This is a genomic window from Romboutsia sp. Marseille-P6047, assembly GCF_900604535.1.
GTDB lineage: Bacteria > Bacillota > Clostridia > Peptostreptococcales > Peptostreptococcaceae > Romboutsia_E.
Genome location: NZ_UWOT01000002.1, coordinates 360,580 through 378,486 on the forward strand (window position 1 = coordinate 360,580; position 17,907 = coordinate 378,486).

A 17,907-nucleotide genomic window follows, 5' to 3' on the forward strand; every position below is an offset into this window, starting at 1 on the left:
TATGTATCCCCCTGTTAATATACTATAAACTATTTTTTTATTCAATGCATTTACAATTTTGTAACTCTAATGACAAAAAAGTTAAGAATTTCTTAATAAATATTAATAAAAATAAAAATATTCTAGTTTATAGACTTATAAATATTATAATTACTAGAATATTTTTGTCAATACTTTTAAATTATCTATATATCTAGATGATGTAAATAGGATTTAGCATGAAAATCATTTAAAAGTGCATCAAATGATTTATTATCTGATTTGTATCCTATTCCTTCTCGACCTATAGATTCATCTATAATTTTATACTGATTACAAGAATTTTTTATTTTATTAAGATCTTTATTTGAAATTATATAGTAAATTTCAAGAATATTTTTGGGTACATGGTATACAAATTTAGGTTTAATAAAAAATCGTGCATCTTTTATATACCCATTATCATACAAAGATTTAATAACCAATCCATTTTTTAAATGTTGAGGATGGTTATCATATTTATAAGTATGAGCAATATGAGTTACACTTTTATATTTTTTTTCAAAACTTAAAGCAGTTTCTTTCATTAAATTAAAGTCCGATGAATTAGAAGGATTTTTATCTGATAAGATTAAGACATTTTCTTTTTTTATGCCTAAAGCCTCAACGGATGATAAAAATTCTTTATTACGTATTTCCCTTTTTTCTTCAATAGTTAAATCTTTATATTTATCATACTTATCAAAAATATAAGATCCCGATCCATTTGAAATAAGCACTATAAAAACATGATTATTGCCTCTTTCATTTATTGCATTTAAAATAGCACTACCAGCCCAAAGAATTTCATCATCTTGATGCTGAGGATAAAAAACAACATAGTCATTAAATTTTTTATTTGAATAAAGAGATATGTAGTTTATAAACAATAAAATAAATATCAAAATAGGTAGCAATATCCATATAAAGTACTTTTTTGATTTAAATTTCATCTTATATCAACTCCTTTTTATAAGAAGATTTATAATATACTATGAAAAAAAGATATATATTTGACAAATAATTATAAAAAAGTATGTCTAAAAATACTCAAAATAGTAAGAAAAATGAGTATAATTGACATACCATATGTATATTATCCACCTAAAGTAACGTCTTGTTTATCGTACCAATTTAACGCATCATAAAAATCTTGTGGCTTAAATGCAGGCCAGTAACTATCTATTATATAAAAATCTGAATATACAGATTGAACTGGTAAAAAACCACTAAGTCTTCTTCTTCCACCCCATCTAATAATTAAATCAATACGTGAAATATCTTTTGAATGAAGATATGGAAGTATACGTTTCTTAGATGTATCGTTACCCTTTAATAAATTTAAGTCCCATTCCCAACCATAATGTATCAAGAAATTAACTTTAATACCTCCATTACCAAATTTCCTTCTAGTAGTAAAAGGAATTAATTCCGTTGGAAATGCACTAGATTCTGTATTTCCAACGACTAGTATTTCACAGTCTTCTTTAGTTAAAAGCATGACAGAATCAATACAAGCCTTTGTAAATGCTAATTTTTGATCTGATGGGCGTTTTGTATTATCAACTGTAAATCCATAAAAAGTTACTTCTTTTACATTTTCTTTTTGACAAAGCTTAAATACCTCAAGACCTGGATTAACTCCATATACATATCCTTTATCCTTACTTAAATTATTTTCTAAAGCCCAACGTCTATTTCCATCGGGTATTATTCCAATATGCTCTGGTACTCTCATAGAACCTCCATAAAATATAAATTATTGTATTATTTTCTCCATATAATTAAAAAAATAAACTCAAAGGTTGTACTTTATAATAAAAAATGAGAATTATATAACTTATTTATGACTAATTTTTAATTAATTTGCATTAATTGACAATAATAAATATGAATGATATGCTTTCTAAAGAATGAGTTTAATATAAAAAGGGGTGGGAATTATGCGTAAATGCATGGATGCTGATAATTTACACAGAAGAATAAAAAAAGTTATTGGTCAATTAAATGCTATAGATAAAATGATTGATAAAGATGTACCTTGTGAGGACATACTAATACAAATAAATGCAGTAAAGAGTGCAGTACATAAGGTGGGGCAAATTGTACTAGAAGGGCACTTAAGTCACTGTGTAAAAGATGGAATAGAACACGGAGATGCAGATAAGGCAATAGATGAATTTGCTAAAGCAATAGAACATTTTGCACGAATGTCATAGATTAAAAAAGTTATCTAATATAATACTTTTAATTAAAAGTTTATAATTAGATAACTTTTTTATTAATAGATAAATTTATTGACAAATATAAATATATAGAACTACTATTTAATCATAAATACATATACCCCTATGGGTATAAAAGGGGATGGGATTATGATTAAATTAAAGTTATTTATGGAAGATGAAGAAAAAAGGAAGGTATTAGTACTTATAATATCGGCAGTATCACTATTTATTAGCTTTTTTGATTTAGTACAAAGCTCTATTGACTTTGCGTGGATATCAATTATGCTTTGTGGTTTACCAATAATAAAGGATGCTATTATAGGATTAATAAAAGAATTTGATATTAAAGCAGACGTACTTGTATCTATTGCACTAATTGCATCAGTAATAATAGGTGAAGTTTTTGTAGCTGGTGAAGTTGCATTAATAATGACATTAGGAGCATTACTAGAAGAACATACGGTAGCAAAAGCTAAAGCAGGTATTGAAAAACTAGTACATTTAACTCCAACAACAGCAAGGGTAATGAGAAATAATAAAGAAGAAATAATATCAGCTAAAGATGTTTTAGTAAATGATATTATAAAGGTACGTCCAGGAGAAACTATACCAGTAGATGGTATAGTAATAGAAGGTGCAACATCTATTGATCAATCCATAATGACAGGGGAGTCAATGCCTGTAGATAAAGGAATATGGGATGAAGTTTTCAGTGGTACGGTAAATCAATTTGGAGCATTTACAATGAAAGCTACAAAGGTTGGAGAAGATAGTTCACTTCAAAAAATGATAAAATTAGTTCAATCTGCAGATTCAGGAAAAGCTAAAATTGTAGGGATAGCAGACAAATGGGCTACATGGATAGTTGTAATTGCATTAATCTCAGCAATATTAACTTGGATTATAACAGGGGAAGTAATTAGGTCTGTTACAATCTTAGTTGTATTTTGCCCATGTTCATTAGTACTAGCAACGCCAACAGCTATTATGGCTGGTATAGGGAATGCGACTAAATATGGTATTTTGATTAGAGAAGGAGATGCACTAGAGAGGTTATCTAGAATAAAAAAAATTACATTTGATAAAACAGGAACGCTAACATATGGAAAACCTAAGATTACGAATATATATTCTTTTGAGGAAAATTTAAGTAATGATGAATTATTAAAGTTAGCTGCAAGTGTAGAAAAGTTATCAGAACATCCAATTGGAAAATCTATAGTAGATTGTTTTAAGAATAAATCAGATTCTAAATTATATGAAGCTACTAACTTTAAAATGGAAATTGGAAAAGGTGTTTGTGCCACTGTAAATAATCAAAAAGTATTTGCTGGAAATAAAAAATTGTTAAATTATAATAAATTAGATTTATCAAATAAAGAAGAAAGTTTAGTAAGTAAGTTTGAAGAAAAAGGAAGCATAATTATATTTATAGCCAATGAAGATGCAATAAAAGGATTTATAGTACTTGAAGATGTACTTCGTGATAGTGCAAGGAATATGATTGAAAAAATAAAAAGATTAGAGGCAGAATGTATATTAATAACTGGTGATAACAATCAAACTGCTAATAATATAGCATCTATGTCAGGAATCAAGACTGTTTACTCTGAGTGTCTGCCAAGTGATAAGCTATCTATTATAGATAATTTACAAAAAGATAACTATAAAGTTTGTATGGTAGGTGATGGTATAAACGATGATCCAGCGTTAAAGAAATCATTTGTAGGTATAGCTATGGGTGGAATTGGAAGTGATATTGCTATTGAGGCAGCGGATATTGCTTTAGCAAGTGATGATATAAAGTGCATTCCTCATTTGCTAGCTTTATCTAAGAAAACAATGAAAACTATAAATATAAATTTAATATTATCAATGTTACTTAACTTTGTAGCTATATTATTAGCTATGACAGGTGTACTAAACCAAATAGTAGGAGCGCTTGTGCACAATATTGGTTCAGTACTAGTAATAATACACTCAGCTTTATTACTGAAGTGGTGTAGCTAATAAAAATTAATTTATCTTAAATATGAATTTACAGATTTAATAATACAAATAATAATTAGAAAAGATAAATTAGGAGGTTATAATGAGTTTATATTTAGGTAAGATACATTATTGGCTATATAACAAAATACTATGGTTTGAAGGGTTGGAAGATGAAATTATAAACTTGGCAAAAGAAGAAGGTATAGATGTAGATAAAAAATTTGAAATATTAATTAAAAACTTTGGAGAAAAATTACCAAATAAGCCATTATAAGAACTTATAGATATGAAGAATATACATGGATGGCTGCAAGATAAAATAACTTGTGCAGAAGAAAGAATGGCATTTTGGATAAGAGAAATTTTAAAAAAAGATAGTGAATCTATTACTAAGATAGAAAAGATATATATAGATCAAGGTCTTAAAGCAGGTAAAGAATGTTTAGAAAATAATATAGATTTATCCAATGCTAAATCTATATTTAAAAAGATTGATGATTACATACTAGATGGAATGCCATGTGATAGAGTAAATGAGATATTAGAATCTAGTGATGATATTGTAAGTTGGAAGAGAAGAATATGTGTACATAAAAAAGTTTGGGAAAATGATGTAGAATTATTTTATCAATTAAGAAGCCTTTGGATAAAGTCGTTTATAAATACTGTTAATAATGAATTTAATTATGTAGAAGAAGATGGTATAAATAAAATAGAGAGAGTTTAATGATATAAACTAAGAAGCTAAACTTAAGTTTTGAAAGAAAGTATAGCCTCTTAGTTTTATTAAATTAAAATCTATATCGATTTATATAAGAATCGAAGCACCAATTGTTTAAAAATGATTTAGCTGAGTTATAGCCAGAATCAAATAAGCGTAATTTTTCATCCTGTGAAATATCAAAGTTTACAGAATCTATACCTAATGTAGGTATATTAACTATTCTAATAGTATCACTTTCTTTATAGTAAATATCTTCGCTAGTATTTAGTGAAGTTTCAACTATATCTAAAGCATAAGATGTAAACCTTGTTCTTTTTTTAGGACAACTTACTTTATCATCAAATAGATTTAAACCAAATGTAGGCCATCTAGGTATTCCTGGAATATCGAATATCCAAACTGGAAAATTACTTAAAAGTCCACCATCAACAATATAATTATTTTGAATACTATCATTAATTATTACAGGTCTAAAAAAGAATGGTATACTAATGCTCATTCTAACTGCTTTTGCAATTTCAAAATCTAAAGGATTTATATTGTATTTAATTAAATCATCTGGAAGTATAACAAGTTTTTTATTTGTTACATCTGCGGCTATAATTTTCAACTTACTTTCACCATCTATATATACATCTCTAAAAGTAGTTTTATTTTTAGCTCTAAATTTTTCGTTTAAAAATTTTTCTACAGGGTCTCCAGAATAAATGCCTTTTCTTATTAAAAGATTAGATAGTGGACCAAGTATAGGTATAGAATTTAATGATTTTTCATGTATAAAAGTTTTTAATTTTAAGTCAAATAAAATATCTGTAAGTTCCCTAGAGGTATATCCAACAGCCAGTAAAGATGCTACAATTGCACCTGCAGAAGTTCCAGCTAGTTTTTTCCAGGAGTAACCTTGATCTTCAAAGTATGAAATAGCTCCAACAAGAGCAATGCCCTTAACTCCACCACCTTTACATACTAAGTCTGCATACATATATAATTCACCACCAAATAAAATAAATATCTTATTACATAATATTACATTATTTGAAAAGTGAACCAACTATATTAAATATAATGAATTTCGGGCAAAATTTATTTAAATCATAATAACAAAGATAAGGTGTATGCAAAATGAAAAAAGTAATTATTATTGGAGCTGGAATTGGTGGATTGTGTACTGCCATAAGATTACTTAATAAGGGGTATAAAGTTACTATACTAGAAAAAGAAAATCGAGTAGGAGGAAAGGTAAATTTAAAAGAAAAAAATGGATTTAAGTTTGACTTAACCGCATCTGTATTAATGACTCCAGATATTTACACTAAAATATTTGAAGAAGTAGGCAAAGATTATAAAGATTATTTTGAATTAATAAATTTAAATTTAATTTATAGAGTTAATTATAATGATAAGTCTTACTTAGATATTTATAGTGACACTAGAAAGATGATTAATTTTTTAGAAGATATCCAAGAAGGTCTGTCTATAGAGTATTTTAATCTTATTATGACATCATTTAAAAAATATTTAATAAGCAAAAAAGGATTTTTAGATGAACCTATGATTGACATAAATGAAACACTTAATTTAAAATCATTACAAAATTTAATTTATATAAATCCAATTTCTAGTGCTAGTAGATACATTTCATCTAAAATAAGTAATAAAAAACTAAGAGAGTATTTTATATTTAAATCAATGTATATTGGAGTAAATCCGTATACTAACTCAAATTTATACACACTAATACCTTCAATATCTAGTATGTATGGACTTTGGTATATAAAAGGAGGTATGTATAAATATATTAGTAGTTTAGAAAGACTTATAAAAGAGCTTAAAGGAGAAATTAAGTTAAATAAAGAGGTTAGTAAAGTTATAATAAAAAATAATAATGTTATAGGTGTAAAATGTGATAATAAAATATATGAATCAGATATAGTCATATGTAATGCCGATTATCCATATGCAATTAAAGATTTATTTGAAGATAATTTTAAGGAGTTTAGATATAATAAAAATAATATAGATAATAAAGACTACTCATGTTCAGTATTTATTATTTATTTGGGATTAAATAAAAAATATGAAAATTTAAAAGTACATAATATATATATAAATGATAACTTTAGAGAAAGTATAGAGGCAGCATTTAAAGGTTATATACCAAAACAACCATCATTGTATATATATTCACCAAGTTCTATAGATGAAAGTATGTGTCCAAAAGGATGTAGCGTTATGAATATTATTGTAAGGGTTCCAAATTTAAAATTTAAAGATATAAAATGGGATAGAAAATTTATACGCGCATTTAGAGATAAAATAATACTTGAAGTTAAAAATATAAAAGGGTTAGAGGATATTGATAAAAATATTGTACATGAAAGCTACCTAACACCATTAGATTTAAAAGATAAATTTAATGCTTACTATGGAAATGCATTTGGTATTAGTCATAAATTAAGCCAAATAGGATATATGAGACCTCATATTAAGTCAAAAACTATAAAAGGATTATATTTTATAGGTTCATCAACTCATCCAGGTAATGGCGTATCAGTAATTATAGATGGAAGTAAGATAGTAAGTGAAGTTATTAATAATGATAATAAGGAGTGAGTTATAATTAAAAGATTTTTAAAATTATTATTAAAAGTATTTTTAGTAATGATAATTATAATGTTAATATTTTTTATTTATACTAAATATATTGAAAATAAATATAAGGATGAAAATAAGAATATAAGCGAAGAAGACCTTAAAGTAATAACAGAAGTTGTTTCATTGGCTAAAGAAAAGATAAAGTTAGAGTATGTATGGGGTGGAAAAGGTGAAGTTATAACTGAAGAAAGACTTAATGAGCTTATATCAGAATATGGTATAGATTACTATCCGTTAAATAAGGAAAGATACATTGGAAAGCAAGGATTTGATTGTTCTGGACTTACATACTGGACATATAAAAAGGCAACTGGTATAAATATAGGATACTCAACTATTCAACAAAAGGATATATTAAAAAGTTATAAAGTAAGTAAATTTGAAATTCAACCTGGAGATTTAATATATACTCCAGGGCATGTAGTAATGTATATTGGTAAAGGACAAGTTATACAATCATCAAATAATATGGCATATCCAATTGGTGGAGTAAAACAGTCACCTTTTTTCATGTATAGTAATGGAGATATATATAGACCTATAGATTATATAAATAATATAAAAGAAATACAGTAATAAGATTTGAATATATTTTAAAATTTTATACTTATTATATAATAATATAAATTAAAACACCTAAGGAGAATACATTAAATGATTAAATGGGGAATAATAGGACTTGGTGCAATAGCTAATGCTTTTGCAAAGGAAATAAATGAAACAGAAAATGGTAAATTAGTTGCAGTATATGGAAGAACAGAGACTAAAGCAAAAGAATTTTCGAATAACTATGGAATTGAAAAATTTTATAGCAATATTGATGAATTCTTAAATGATAATGATATAGATGCAGTTTACATAGCTACACCTCACAATTATCATATGGAATATGCAACAAAATGTATAAATGCAAAAAAACATATATTATGTGAAAAGCCATTTTCTTATAATAAAAAAACAAGTAAGTTAGTTTTAGATTTAGCCAAAGAAAATAATGTTTTTATAATGGAGGCCCTATGGACATTATTTTTACCAGCAATTAAAGAGGCGAAAAGATGGATTGATGAAGATAAGATTGGAAATATAAAAATGATAACAGCTAACTTTGGATTTAAAAGTAAAGAGGATATTAATTCACGATTATATAATCCGAATCTTGCTGGAGGAGCTCTTTTAGATGTGGGTATTTACACAATATTATTGTCTAACTTTATGATGAGTGATATTCCCAAGGAAATAAATGCCACTTCAGTTATGACTAGAACAAATGTAGATGAAAGTGATGTTATCAGTTTAAGATATGAAAATGATGCATTAGCATCTTTAACATGTTCCATAGCTTTAGAGACAGATAATACAGCCGTTATATATGGAGAAAAAGGTAAAATAATTATTCCTAAATTCCATATGGCAAAAGAAGCTTATTTATATTCAAAAAATGAAGAATTATATTTTAAGGATAATTATAATAAATCAGGATATAAATATGAAATTATTGAAGTGAATGATTGTATAAAAAATAACAAAGTTGAAAGCGATATAGCATCTCACAAAGTAACTTTAGATCTAGCAAGCTTAATGGATATAGTTAGAAGTAAAATAGGATTAGTTTATCCATTTGAATAAAATACAGATATAACAAAAAAATTTTATAATAATATAAAAAATTCAGTTAAAAATACACCTAAAAAAAGGTGTATTTTTTTTAACAAACAAACTGTTGACAAAGTCAATTAAAAGGAGTAAATTAACTTATTGGAAATTAAAGTAAAATAAAAGGGGGGATAACTTATGTTATCATATCATTTCTTACTAGACCTATCTTTAATTTTATTAAGTACAAAGGTATTAGGTTTAGTGACTAGACGATTTAAAATGCCTCAAGTTGTTGGTGCATTATTAGCTGGACTAGTATTAGGGCCTGCTATGTTAAATATACTTAAAGAAACTGATTTTATATTACAGCTATCTGAACTTGGAGTTATAGTTTTAATGTTTTGTGCAGGATTAGAATCTGACTTAGAAGATTTAAAAAAAACTGGTAAAACTTCTTTTATTATAGCTGTTTTAGGAGTTTTAGTGCCTTTAATTGGAGGATTCTTAGTAGGCCATTTTTATGGGTATATAAGTGGTGATACTGGGAATACATTTTTAAAAAATATATTTATAGGAATAGTTTTAACTGCAACTTCAGTTAGTATAACAGTTGAAACATTAAAAGAAATGGGAAAATTAAATACATCTGTAGGTACAGCGATATTAGGAGCTGCAATTATAGATGATATACTTGGAATAGTAGGTTTGACATTAGTAACAAGTCTTTCAGACACATCAGTTAATGTCAGTAGTGTATTGTTAAAAATAGTTGGATTTTTTATATTTGCAATCATAGTAGGAATAATTTTTTATAATATATTTAAAAGGTGGTCTGAACGTGAAGATAGAGATAGAAGAAGGTTTATAATAGCTGCATTTGTATTTTGTTTGGTATTTGCATATATATCAGAAGAGATATTTAATGTAGCTGGTATAACTGGTGCATTTATAGCAGGGCTAACATTATCTAATATAAATAAAAAAGAGTATATAGAAGCTAGGCTAGGTGTAGTATCCTACACTTTATTATCACCAGTATTTTTTGCAAGTATAGGATTAAAGATAGTTTTACCTAAAATGGATATAAACATGATTATATTTGCAACATTATTAACTATAGTGGCAATACTAAGTAAAATAATTGGTTGTGGATTAGGAGCAAAACTTTGTAAATATTCTAAAAAAGAATCATTTCAAATTGGTATAGGGATGGTATCAAGAGGAGAAGTTGCACTTATAGTAGCTAGTAAGGGGGCAGCATTAGGTCTTATATCATCAACAATGCTGGGGCCAATAGTAATTGTAGCTGTAATAACTACTATTATATCTCCAATACTATTAAAATTAGCATTTAGAAGTAAAAAAGAATCTTTACAAGTTGATTTAGTAAAATAGTATATAAATTATAAAAGGATGGTCTTTTAAACCATCCTTTTATAATTTATATTTTTATGGGTGAATCGTAGTTAATATCTTTAGTATCAACTTTTATAGACTCAATAATAACATCTTTAACTGGTCTATCATTAGCACCTGTTTCAACATTTTCAATTTCATGAACAATGTCCATACCATTTATAACCTTACCAAAAGAAGCATATTGACCATCTAAATGTGGAGCATCTTTAGTTACTATAAAGAATTGACTTCCACCACTGTTTTTGCTTTGACTTCTTGCCATAGATATTACACCCTCAGTATGACTTAAGTTATTTGTGAATTTATTACTTGTAAATTCACCTTTTATTTTATAACCAGGTCCACCCATACCACTTCCCTCAGGGTCTCCACCTTGAATCATAAAGTCTTTTATAATTCTGTGGAAAGTAAGCCCATCATAAAATCCATTATTTGATAATTCTATAAAATTATTTACGGTATTTGGAGCTATATGTGGATATAATTCAACTTCAACAGTACCAAAATCTTTGAATGTTATAGTTGCTATAGGTAATTCTTTAGGTGGAGTTCTCACTTCATCAACTACAGTATTTGATGAACAACCAACTAAAGAAAGTACTGATGCTATAATACTTGCAATAAATCCTTTTTTCTTTTTTGTTGTCATATATGTACCATCCTTAATTTTAATATTATTTATTATATCATAAAGAAATTGACTACTCAAAATAAACTAGACGAAAAGCAAGATAAAATAATACTAATTTATTTCTACTTGAATATAGAATTAACAAGTATTTACATATATATAACAATCTTTTTTACAAATAATATAAATATATTTACTTAAAGGAGGAACCTTATGGATAAGAAAAATAAGTGTGAATGTAACAATCAATGGGCAGGTGCAAATGCATCTTTAACAAGTAAGGCAGAAATAAAACAAAAAGATGAAAATAATAATCAATGGACATCCACTTTAAAGAAAAGTCCAGATGTATATGGTGAAAATTGTCATCCAGAGAAACATAACAAATAGGTATACATATAATATAAGAGTAGTAGTTTTTAAAAAATATAATTAAAAAAATATTTAGAAAATTAAAAAATGATTGACAAAGATATAGTATGCATATATTATATAAATATAAAATTAATTAAACGCAGAGAAAAGGAAAGTAACTTTAAAAATACTTATACAGAGAGTTCCTGTTGGTGAGAAGGAGCAAAGGATATTAAAGCGAAAATGGCCTTGGAGTGGTGTACCGAGATCGTAAAGATTTAGGCTACAACGGGTTCACCCGTTACAGTGATAAAGTATAACCAAAATGTTGGTGTACTTGATGAGGTTTGTATCGTGAGATACAAATAAATTAGGATGGTAACACGAAGATAATACTCTCGTTCCTAAGACGTAGTCTTAGGGATGAGAGTTTTTTATTGCTTATATAGCTAACGCGCGGGCTAAGTATTTATAAGTAAAAAGTGGTTATACATTAAAGTACTGACATTATAATTAAAATAAAAAAGGAGAGATATGAAATGAAAAATGAAATAAAAAAAGGTAATCCATTTGCCTTATTACCATTAGCTGTGTTTTTGATCCTATTTTTAGGAAGTGGAATTATAAGTGGGGATTTTTATAAACTACCAGCTTTAGTAGCATTTATAATAGCAGCAGGTGTAGCATTATTATTTAACAGAAAAGCAACCTTAGAGGAAAAATTAAATGTATTTTGTAAGGGAGCAGGAGATTCTAATATTATTACAATGGTTATAATATTTTTACTTGCAGGAGCATTTTCAGGAGTTGCTAAAGCAACTGGAGGTGTAGATGCAACAGTTAATTTAAGTTTATCAATACTACCATCAAATTTAATAGTTACAGGTCTATTTGTAATAGGATGCTTTATATCAGTTTCAATGGGAACATCAGTAGGTACAATAGCAGCATTAGCACCAATTGGTTTAGGTATAGCGGAAAAAACATCTATACCAGTAGCATTAGTAATAGGAGCAGTTGTAGGTGGAGCTATGTTTGGTGATAATTTATCTATAATATCAGACACAACTATAGCTGCAGTTAGAACTCAAGGATGTGAATTAAAAGATAAGTTTAAAGTGAACTTTTTTATAGTTTTACCAGCGGCTATAATAACAGCAATATTATTAACGATTGTAACATCAGGATATAATATAAATTTAGGTCAAAACTATGAGTATGAAATAATAAAAGTTGTTCCTTACTTATTGGTATTAATAGGTGCTTTATGTGGAGTAAATGTATTTGTATTACTAGGTAGTGGAGTTTTATTTGCAGGTGTTGTAGGATTAGCGACAAGTACTTTTGATATATATGGTCTTATAGAAGCAGCTTCAACTGGAATAAGTGGAATGTATGAATTATGTTTACTATCAATAATAATTGGTGGTGTAGTTGAAGTTATAAAATATAATGGTGGAATAGATTATGTACTTTACTTTATAACAAGTAAAATAAATAGTAAAAAAGGTGCTGAATTTGGTATAGCAGCTTTAGTTAGTGTTATAGATTTATGTACAGCAAATAATACAATAGCTATAGTTGCAGCAGGACCATTAGCTAAAAATATATCAGAAGAATATGGAATTGATAAAAGAAAATCAGCTAGTATATTAGATATATTCTCATCTTGTTGGCAAGGGATAATACCATATGGAGCACAATTATTAACAGCTGCAGGTGTAGCGGGAATATCTCCAGTAGAGATAATACCATATCTTTACTATCCAGGATTAATGTTTATATGTGGAATACTGTCAATTGCATTTTCAAAATCGGTATCTGAAAAGTTTAAAGCTAAAAACATAGCTTAATAAATATTAAACTTAATATTACTAGGTAGATCAATTGTAGACGAATCATCTGTTAAACATTAATGAGTAAGTTGATGGTACGAGTGTATCTAGGTACTAAAAAATAAAAAAATAGCTATTGAATATAATCAATAGCTATTTTTGTTTTTAATAAAAATTTCTAAAAATTAAGAATATAAGTATACAATTTAAAAAATTATTGTTATAATGTAAGGAAAATTAAAAATATTCTAAAAATAATTTTGATAGAATATGACATTAATATATTTATCAAAAGAGTAATTGGGGGGAAAACGATGAAAGAAATGATTAACAAATGGAACAAAATAAGCTTAGTTAAAAGAATTTTAGTAGGATTAATTATTGGTATTATATTAGCTTTAGTAGTTCCAAATGCTGCTAGTCCAATCGTAATATTGGGATCATTATTTGTAGGAGCATTAAAATCAGTCGCACCAATACTGGTATTTTTCTTAGTAATGACAGCAATATCTCAGCATGATAGTGGTAAAAAAACGAATATGAAGTCGATAATATGTCTTTATCTTTTAGGGACATTTTTAGCAGGACTTGTTGCAGTTGCAGCTAGTTTTTTATTCCCAATAACATTAACTTTAGGTGCAAGCGTAACAGACGTTACACCTCCGAGTGGAGTTGTTGAAGTATTAAAGAACTTATTACTTAATGTGGTTGATAATCCAGTTAAAGCTTTATTTAATGCAAATTATATAGGTATATTAGCTTGGGCACTAATATTAGGATTTGCTCTTAAAAATGCTGAACAAAGTACGAAAATAATGATAAGTAATGTTTCAGATGCTTTATCACAAATTGTGAGATGGATAATAAACTTTGCACCATTTGGAATAATGGGACTAGTGTTTGATAGTATAGCTACACAAGGATTAGAGACATTATTAGGATATGGTAAATTAATAATTTTATTAGTTGGTTCTATGGCATTTATAGCACTTGTAATAAATCCGTTAATAGTATTTATAGGGATACGTAAGAATCCATATCCATTGGTACTTAAATGTTTAAAAGATAGTGGATTAACGGCATTCTTTACTCGTAGTTCTGCAGCAAATATACCTGTAAATATGGAATTATGCGAAGAGTTAGGATTAGATAAAGATACCTATTCAGTATCCATTCCTTTAGGGGCTACAATTAATATGGGAGGAGCTGCAATAACTATATCAATACTAACTCTTGCCGCAGTACATACTTTAAATATAGAAGTTGATATGGGAATGGCCTTAGTTCTTAGTTTATTATCTGCAGTAAGTGCTTGTGGAGCTTCAGGGGTTGCAGGTGGTTCATTATTATTAATTCCTCTTGCTTGTAGCTTATTTGGAATATCAAATGATATAGCAATGCAGGTAGTTGGTGTTGGGTTTATAGTTGGAGTTATACAAGATTCTTGCGAAACTGCACTTAATTCATCTACAGATGTTCTTTTTACAGCGGTAGCAGAACTTTCTAAAAAGCGCAAACAAGAATCTAGAAAAGAAGTTGAGTATGTAAAAGATTTTAGTTAATATTTTTATTAAGAGTCTAGAGAATCTAATGTATTAGTCTAATGCATTAGATTCTTTTTATATATAATTAAATAGAGTAAAACTTGCTATAATAATAAGTGAAATAATTTAAAGAGGTAAGATATGGAGAAGATAGGATTAATATTAGAAGGAGGCGGTATGAGAGGTATTTATACTGCCGGTGTTTTAGATTTTTTTATAGAAAAAGATATAGAGGTAGATATAGTTATCGGTGTTTCAGCAGGAAGTTGTCATGGTGCGTCTTATTTATCTAGACAGTTCAAGAGATCGTACCATGCTACCTTAGATTATATAGAAGATAAAGAATATTTAAGTTTTAGAAATCTTATAAAAACGGGATCTATATTCGGCATGGATTTTATATTTAATAAGATACCAAATGAATTAAACATATTTGATCATAAAACATTTAACAAATCAAAATCTAAATTTATAGTGGTAACAACTAACTGTGAAAGTGGTAAAGCTGAGTATTTTGAACTAAAAGATATGAATAAAGAAATATTATATATGCAAGCATCATCATCAATACCTATGTTCGCAAATATTGTAGAAGTTGATGGATATAAATTAGTTGATGGAGGAATAGCAGATTCTATACCTATAGAATATTCATTAAGTCAAGGATATAAAAAGAATATAGTTATACTTACAAGAGATGAAACATACAAAAAAGATAAGTTAAAGTTTATACCTATAATAAAAAGTAGGTATAGAGAATATCCAAAGCTAGTAGATGCTATGGAAAATAGACATATTAATTATAATAAAAGTTTAGATTTAGTAAAAAAATTAGAGGATACAGGAGATGCTTTTGTTATTAGACCTAAAAAGCCAGTAAAAATTAGCCAACTAGAAAAGAATAGAGAAAAATTAAATCAGCTATATGAAGATGGATATAATGATGCAAAAGAGGTTTACAATGATATTCTAAAGTTTATGAAAAAAGAATAATTTTAAATAATACATAAAAGATTCAAGTTTATAATGGAAATTTTAGCTTTTTATAGCTTGTAATATTATTAATTTTTTATTATATTAAATTTTGAAGTTAAACTTATATCAAAAATAATAAAAGTTAAATTAAAACTTTAGGAGGAAGACTTATGGGATTAACAGCACATAATAATGCAAATAAAGGAGATATAGCAGAAACTATACTATTACCTGGAGATCCATTAAGAGCTAAATTTATAGCAGAGAATTTTTTAGAAGATGCAGTTGAATACAACACTGTTAGAGGAATGTATGGATACACTGGATACTATAAAGGGAAAAGAATATCTGTACAAGGAACAGGTATGGGTGGTCCATCAATGGGAATATACTCATATGAACTAATACATTTTTATGGAGTTAAGAATCTTATAAGAATAGGTTCAGCGGGAGCATTAAGTAAGGATTTAAAAATTCAAGACTTAGTTATAGGAATGGCTGCTAGTACAGATTCAAACTTTGGAGCTCAATACAACTTACCTGGAACTTATGCTCCATCAGCAAGTTTTGATCTTGTAAAAAAAGCTTATGATATAGCTAAAGAAAAAGGTATAGATGCAAAAGTTGGGAATATTTTATCAAGTGATGTATTTTACAGTGATACTGGTATGGAGTCATTAAAAGTATGGAGTAAGATGAATATATTAGCTGTGGAAATGGAAGCTGCAGCTCTTTATATGAATGCAGCTAGAGCTGGGGTTAATGCACTTTGTATGCTTACGATTTCAGATTTACCATTTGAAGGTGTTGCTACTACTGCAATGGAAAGACAAACAGCATTTACAAAAATGATGGAAGTTGCATTAGAATTAGCATAATAAATAAAAAAGAACTGATAAAATGATGTTATAAATTATTTTATCAGTTCTTTTTTATTTATTAAAATTTGAATTAGTTGCAAATTGACCAATATTTGATAATATAAAGTATATAAAAGTTATAATAAGGAGATATATATGCCTAAATATGCAAAATTACAAAAAAATATAAATGGAAAAGAAAAATATGTAATAACTCCAATGATACCAGGTGGATACCTAACACCTCAAACACTTATAAAAATAGGTGAAGTAGCTAAAAAATATAATGCATTTGTAAGATTAACATCTGCACAAAAAATAGCAATTGGTAATATAAAAGAAGAAGACATAGATTCAATATGGGAAGAACTAGAAATGGAACCTGCCATAAAAAATATATGCTCAGTAATAAATGTAGAAATGTGCTCGGCAAATTTTTGCAGAAGATCAAAGTATCCGATAATAGGATTAGGTATAAAAGTGACAAAGAAATTTCATGGAATGGAATTACCAGGTAAAGTAAAAATTGCAGTAGCAGGATGTAAAAACGCATGTATAAATGCATATACAAAGGATATTGGAATTTTATCAAATGTTGAGGGAAAATTATTTATAGTTGTAGGTGGAAAGGGTGGTGTAAACCCAAGAAAATATGATATATTAGCTGAAAACCTAAATGAAATTGAAGTAATAGATATTATTGATAAATTACTTTATTTATACAAAAGAAATGCTTTAGATAGCGAAAAGTTTACTATGTTTATAGAAAGAATTGGTATAAAAGATATAAAAGAGAATATATTATTAAAAATTTAATAATATGATATTTAAGATAGACTATAAAATAACGGGAGACATTGCTATTGAATATAAAAAGTTTAAGTTCTGTCTCTTATACACATTCCGAGCCCACGAGACCAGAGAGGATCTCGTATGCCGTCTTCTGCTTGAAAAAAAAAAAAAAACCCAAACGTACGTAAGCCTATTATTCCTATCAACATTACATATTTTTATATACATCCGCTGTAAGACCCCTTGTCCGCAGCTTTTTACTTATACTCCCATACACCAAATAT

General features: G+C 27.3%; 18 protein-coding genes and 1 other annotated feature. Of the genes, 14 read left to right on the forward strand and 4 right to left on the reverse strand.

The window, feature by feature from the left end; genetic code table 11:
- Positions 1–185: 185 nt before the first annotated feature.
- A complete protein-coding gene (locus tag EIH23_RS03655) occupies positions 186–971 on the reverse strand; it encodes a PIG-L family deacetylase (protein ID WP_122638859.1) in 786 nt (261 codons plus the stop codon).
- A gap of 143 nt (positions 972–1,114) precedes the next feature.
- Entirely contained in the window at positions 1,115–1,756 is a 642-nt protein-coding gene (locus tag EIH23_RS03660; RefSeq protein WP_122638860.1) for an undecaprenyl diphosphate synthase family protein, read from the reverse strand.
- A 205-nt stretch (positions 1,757–1,961) separates the two neighbouring features.
- On the opposite strand from EIH23_RS03660, the gene EIH23_RS03665 reads away from it, so the two are divergent.
- The 4 genes from EIH23_RS03665 to EIH23_RS03675 all read left to right on the forward strand — a co-directional run bounded on the left by EIH23_RS03665 (position 1,962) and on the right by EIH23_RS03675 (position 4,965).
- Complete coding sequence (locus EIH23_RS03665) at positions 1,962–2,237, forward strand: metal-sensing transcriptional repressor (RefSeq protein WP_122638861.1); 276 nt, start codon at positions 1,962–1,964, stop codon at positions 2,235–2,237.
- Between the two features lie 156 nt (positions 2,238–2,393).
- Positions 2,394–4,256, forward strand: coding sequence for a heavy metal translocating P-type ATPase (locus EIH23_RS03670; RefSeq protein ID WP_122638862.1), 1,863 nt, complete (start codon positions 2,394–2,396; stop codon positions 4,254–4,256).
- A gap of 82 nt (positions 4,257–4,338) precedes the next feature.
- Positions 4,339–4,512 (forward strand): hypothetical protein, encoded by a 174-nt coding sequence (locus EIH23_RS16840; protein ID WP_330566168.1) that lies wholly within the window; start codon positions 4,339–4,341, stop codon positions 4,510–4,512.
- 12 nt (positions 4,513–4,524) lie between these two features.
- Complete coding sequence (locus EIH23_RS03675) at positions 4,525–4,965, forward strand: hypothetical protein (RefSeq protein WP_330566169.1); 441 nt, start codon at positions 4,525–4,527, stop codon at positions 4,963–4,965.
- A 64-nt stretch (positions 4,966–5,029) separates the two neighbouring features.
- On the opposite strand, the gene EIH23_RS03680 is transcribed toward EIH23_RS03675, so the two are convergent.
- Positions 5,030–5,944: a patatin-like phospholipase family protein gene (locus tag EIH23_RS03680; protein ID WP_122638863.1), complete on the reverse strand. Its 915-nt coding sequence runs from the start codon at positions 5,942–5,944 to the stop codon at positions 5,030–5,032.
- Positions 5,945–6,084: 140 nt separating this feature from the next.
- On the opposite strand from EIH23_RS03680, the gene EIH23_RS03685 reads away from it, so the two are divergent.
- From EIH23_RS03685 to EIH23_RS03700, 4 genes are all read left to right on the forward strand, one after another.
- Positions 6,085–7,575 (forward strand): phytoene desaturase family protein, encoded by a 1,491-nt coding sequence (locus tag EIH23_RS03685; protein WP_122638864.1) that lies wholly within the window; start codon positions 6,085–6,087, stop codon positions 7,573–7,575.
- A gap of 60 nt (positions 7,576–7,635) precedes the next feature.
- On the forward strand, positions 7,636–8,193 hold the full coding sequence (locus tag EIH23_RS03690) for a C40 family peptidase (RefSeq protein WP_243113309.1): 558 nt from the start codon (positions 7,636–7,638) through the stop codon (positions 8,191–8,193).
- Between the two features lie 78 nt (positions 8,194–8,271).
- On the forward strand, positions 8,272–9,243 hold the full coding sequence (locus EIH23_RS03695) for a Gfo/Idh/MocA family protein (RefSeq protein ID WP_122638865.1): 972 nt from the start codon (positions 8,272–8,274) through the stop codon (positions 9,241–9,243).
- A 165-nt stretch (positions 9,244–9,408) separates the two neighbouring features.
- Positions 9,409–10,608 carry a cation:proton antiporter gene (locus EIH23_RS03700; protein ID WP_122638866.1) on the forward strand — a complete coding sequence of 400 codons (1,200 nt, stop codon included), beginning with the start codon at positions 9,409–9,411 and terminating at the stop codon, positions 10,606–10,608.
- 46 nt (positions 10,609–10,654) lie between these two features.
- On the opposite strand, the gene EIH23_RS03705 is transcribed toward EIH23_RS03700, so the two are convergent.
- Positions 10,655–11,281, reverse strand: coding sequence for a peptidylprolyl isomerase (locus EIH23_RS03705; protein WP_122638867.1), 627 nt, complete (start codon positions 11,279–11,281; stop codon positions 10,655–10,657).
- A 195-nt stretch (positions 11,282–11,476) separates the two neighbouring features.
- Between EIH23_RS03705 and EIH23_RS16200 the strand changes: the two genes are divergently transcribed.
- The 6 genes from EIH23_RS16200 (at position 11,477) to EIH23_RS03730 (ending at position 17,647) form a co-directional block, all read left to right on the forward strand.
- Complete coding sequence (locus EIH23_RS16200; protein ID WP_164488974.1) at positions 11,477–11,653, forward strand: hypothetical protein; 177 nt, start codon at positions 11,477–11,479, stop codon at positions 11,651–11,653.
- Between the two features lie 118 nt (positions 11,654–11,771).
- Positions 11,772–12,026, forward strand: a binding site (T-box leader).
- A gap of 130 nt (positions 12,027–12,156) precedes the next feature.
- On the forward strand, positions 12,157–13,470 hold the full coding sequence (locus EIH23_RS03710; RefSeq protein ID WP_122638868.1) for a Na+/H+ antiporter NhaC family protein: 1,314 nt from the start codon (positions 12,157–12,159) through the stop codon (positions 13,468–13,470).
- Positions 13,471–13,766: 296 nt separating this feature from the next.
- Positions 13,767–15,014 carry a serine/threonine transporter SstT gene (gene sstT, locus EIH23_RS03715; RefSeq protein ID WP_122638869.1) on the forward strand — a complete coding sequence of 416 codons (1,248 nt, stop codon included), beginning with the start codon at positions 13,767–13,769 and terminating at the stop codon, positions 15,012–15,014.
- Positions 15,015–15,137: 123 nt separating this feature from the next.
- Positions 15,138–15,989, forward strand: a complete 852-nt coding sequence (locus EIH23_RS03720) for a patatin-like phospholipase family protein (RefSeq protein WP_122638870.1) — start codon at positions 15,138–15,140, stop codon at positions 15,987–15,989.
- Between the two features lie 152 nt (positions 15,990–16,141).
- Positions 16,142–16,849, forward strand: coding sequence for a purine-nucleoside phosphorylase (gene deoD, locus EIH23_RS03725; RefSeq protein ID WP_122638871.1), 708 nt, complete (start codon positions 16,142–16,144; stop codon positions 16,847–16,849).
- A 138-nt stretch (positions 16,850–16,987) separates the two neighbouring features.
- Complete coding sequence (locus EIH23_RS03730; protein WP_122638872.1) at positions 16,988–17,647, forward strand: NAD(P)/FAD-dependent oxidoreductase; 660 nt, start codon at positions 16,988–16,990, stop codon at positions 17,645–17,647.
- Positions 17,648–17,907: the final 260 nt, after the last annotated feature.

Bases quoted from the DNA above. Each gene is read 5' to 3' on its own strand.
- EIH23_RS03655 (WP_122638859.1), bottom strand. From the start codon at position 971: ATGAAATTTAAATCAAAAAAGTACTTTATATGGATATTGCTACCTATT.
- EIH23_RS03660 (WP_122638860.1), bottom strand. From the start codon at position 1,756: ATGAGAGTACCAGAGCATATTGGAATAATACCCGATGGAAATAGACGT.
- EIH23_RS03665 (WP_122638861.1), top strand. From the start codon at position 1,962: ATGCGTAAATGCATGGATGCTGATAATTTACACAGAAGAATAAAAAAA.
- EIH23_RS03670 (WP_122638862.1), top strand. From the start codon at position 2,394: ATGATTAAATTAAAGTTATTTATGGAAGATGAAGAAAAAAGGAAGGTA.
- EIH23_RS16840 (WP_330566168.1), top strand. From the start codon at position 4,339: ATGAGTTTATATTTAGGTAAGATACATTATTGGCTATATAACAAAATA.
- EIH23_RS03675 (WP_330566169.1), top strand. From the start codon at position 4,525: ATGAAGAATATACATGGATGGCTGCAAGATAAAATAACTTGTGCAGAA.
- EIH23_RS03680 (WP_122638863.1), bottom strand. From the start codon at position 5,944: ATGTATGCAGACTTAGTATGTAAAGGTGGTGGAGTTAAGGGCATTGCT.
- EIH23_RS03685 (WP_122638864.1), top strand. From the start codon at position 6,085: ATGAAAAAAGTAATTATTATTGGAGCTGGAATTGGTGGATTGTGTACT.
- EIH23_RS03690 (WP_243113309.1), top strand. From the start codon at position 7,636: ATGTTAATATTTTTTATTTATACTAAATATATTGAAAATAAATATAAG.
- EIH23_RS03695 (WP_122638865.1), top strand. From the start codon at position 8,272: ATGATTAAATGGGGAATAATAGGACTTGGTGCAATAGCTAATGCTTTT.
- EIH23_RS03700 (WP_122638866.1), top strand. From the start codon at position 9,409: ATGTTATCATATCATTTCTTACTAGACCTATCTTTAATTTTATTAAGT.
- EIH23_RS03705 (WP_122638867.1), bottom strand. From the start codon at position 11,281: ATGACAACAAAAAAGAAAAAAGGATTTATTGCAAGTATTATAGCATCA.
- EIH23_RS16200 (WP_164488974.1), top strand. From the start codon at position 11,477: ATGGATAAGAAAAATAAGTGTGAATGTAACAATCAATGGGCAGGTGCA.
- EIH23_RS03710 (WP_122638868.1), top strand. From the start codon at position 12,157: ATGAAAAATGAAATAAAAAAAGGTAATCCATTTGCCTTATTACCATTA.
- sstT (WP_122638869.1), top strand. From the start codon at position 13,767: ATGAAAGAAATGATTAACAAATGGAACAAAATAAGCTTAGTTAAAAGA.
- EIH23_RS03720 (WP_122638870.1), top strand. From the start codon at position 15,138: ATGGAGAAGATAGGATTAATATTAGAAGGAGGCGGTATGAGAGGTATT.
- deoD (WP_122638871.1), top strand. From the start codon at position 16,142: ATGGGATTAACAGCACATAATAATGCAAATAAAGGAGATATAGCAGAA.
- EIH23_RS03730 (WP_122638872.1), top strand. From the start codon at position 16,988: ATGCCTAAATATGCAAAATTACAAAAAAATATAAATGGAAAAGAAAAA.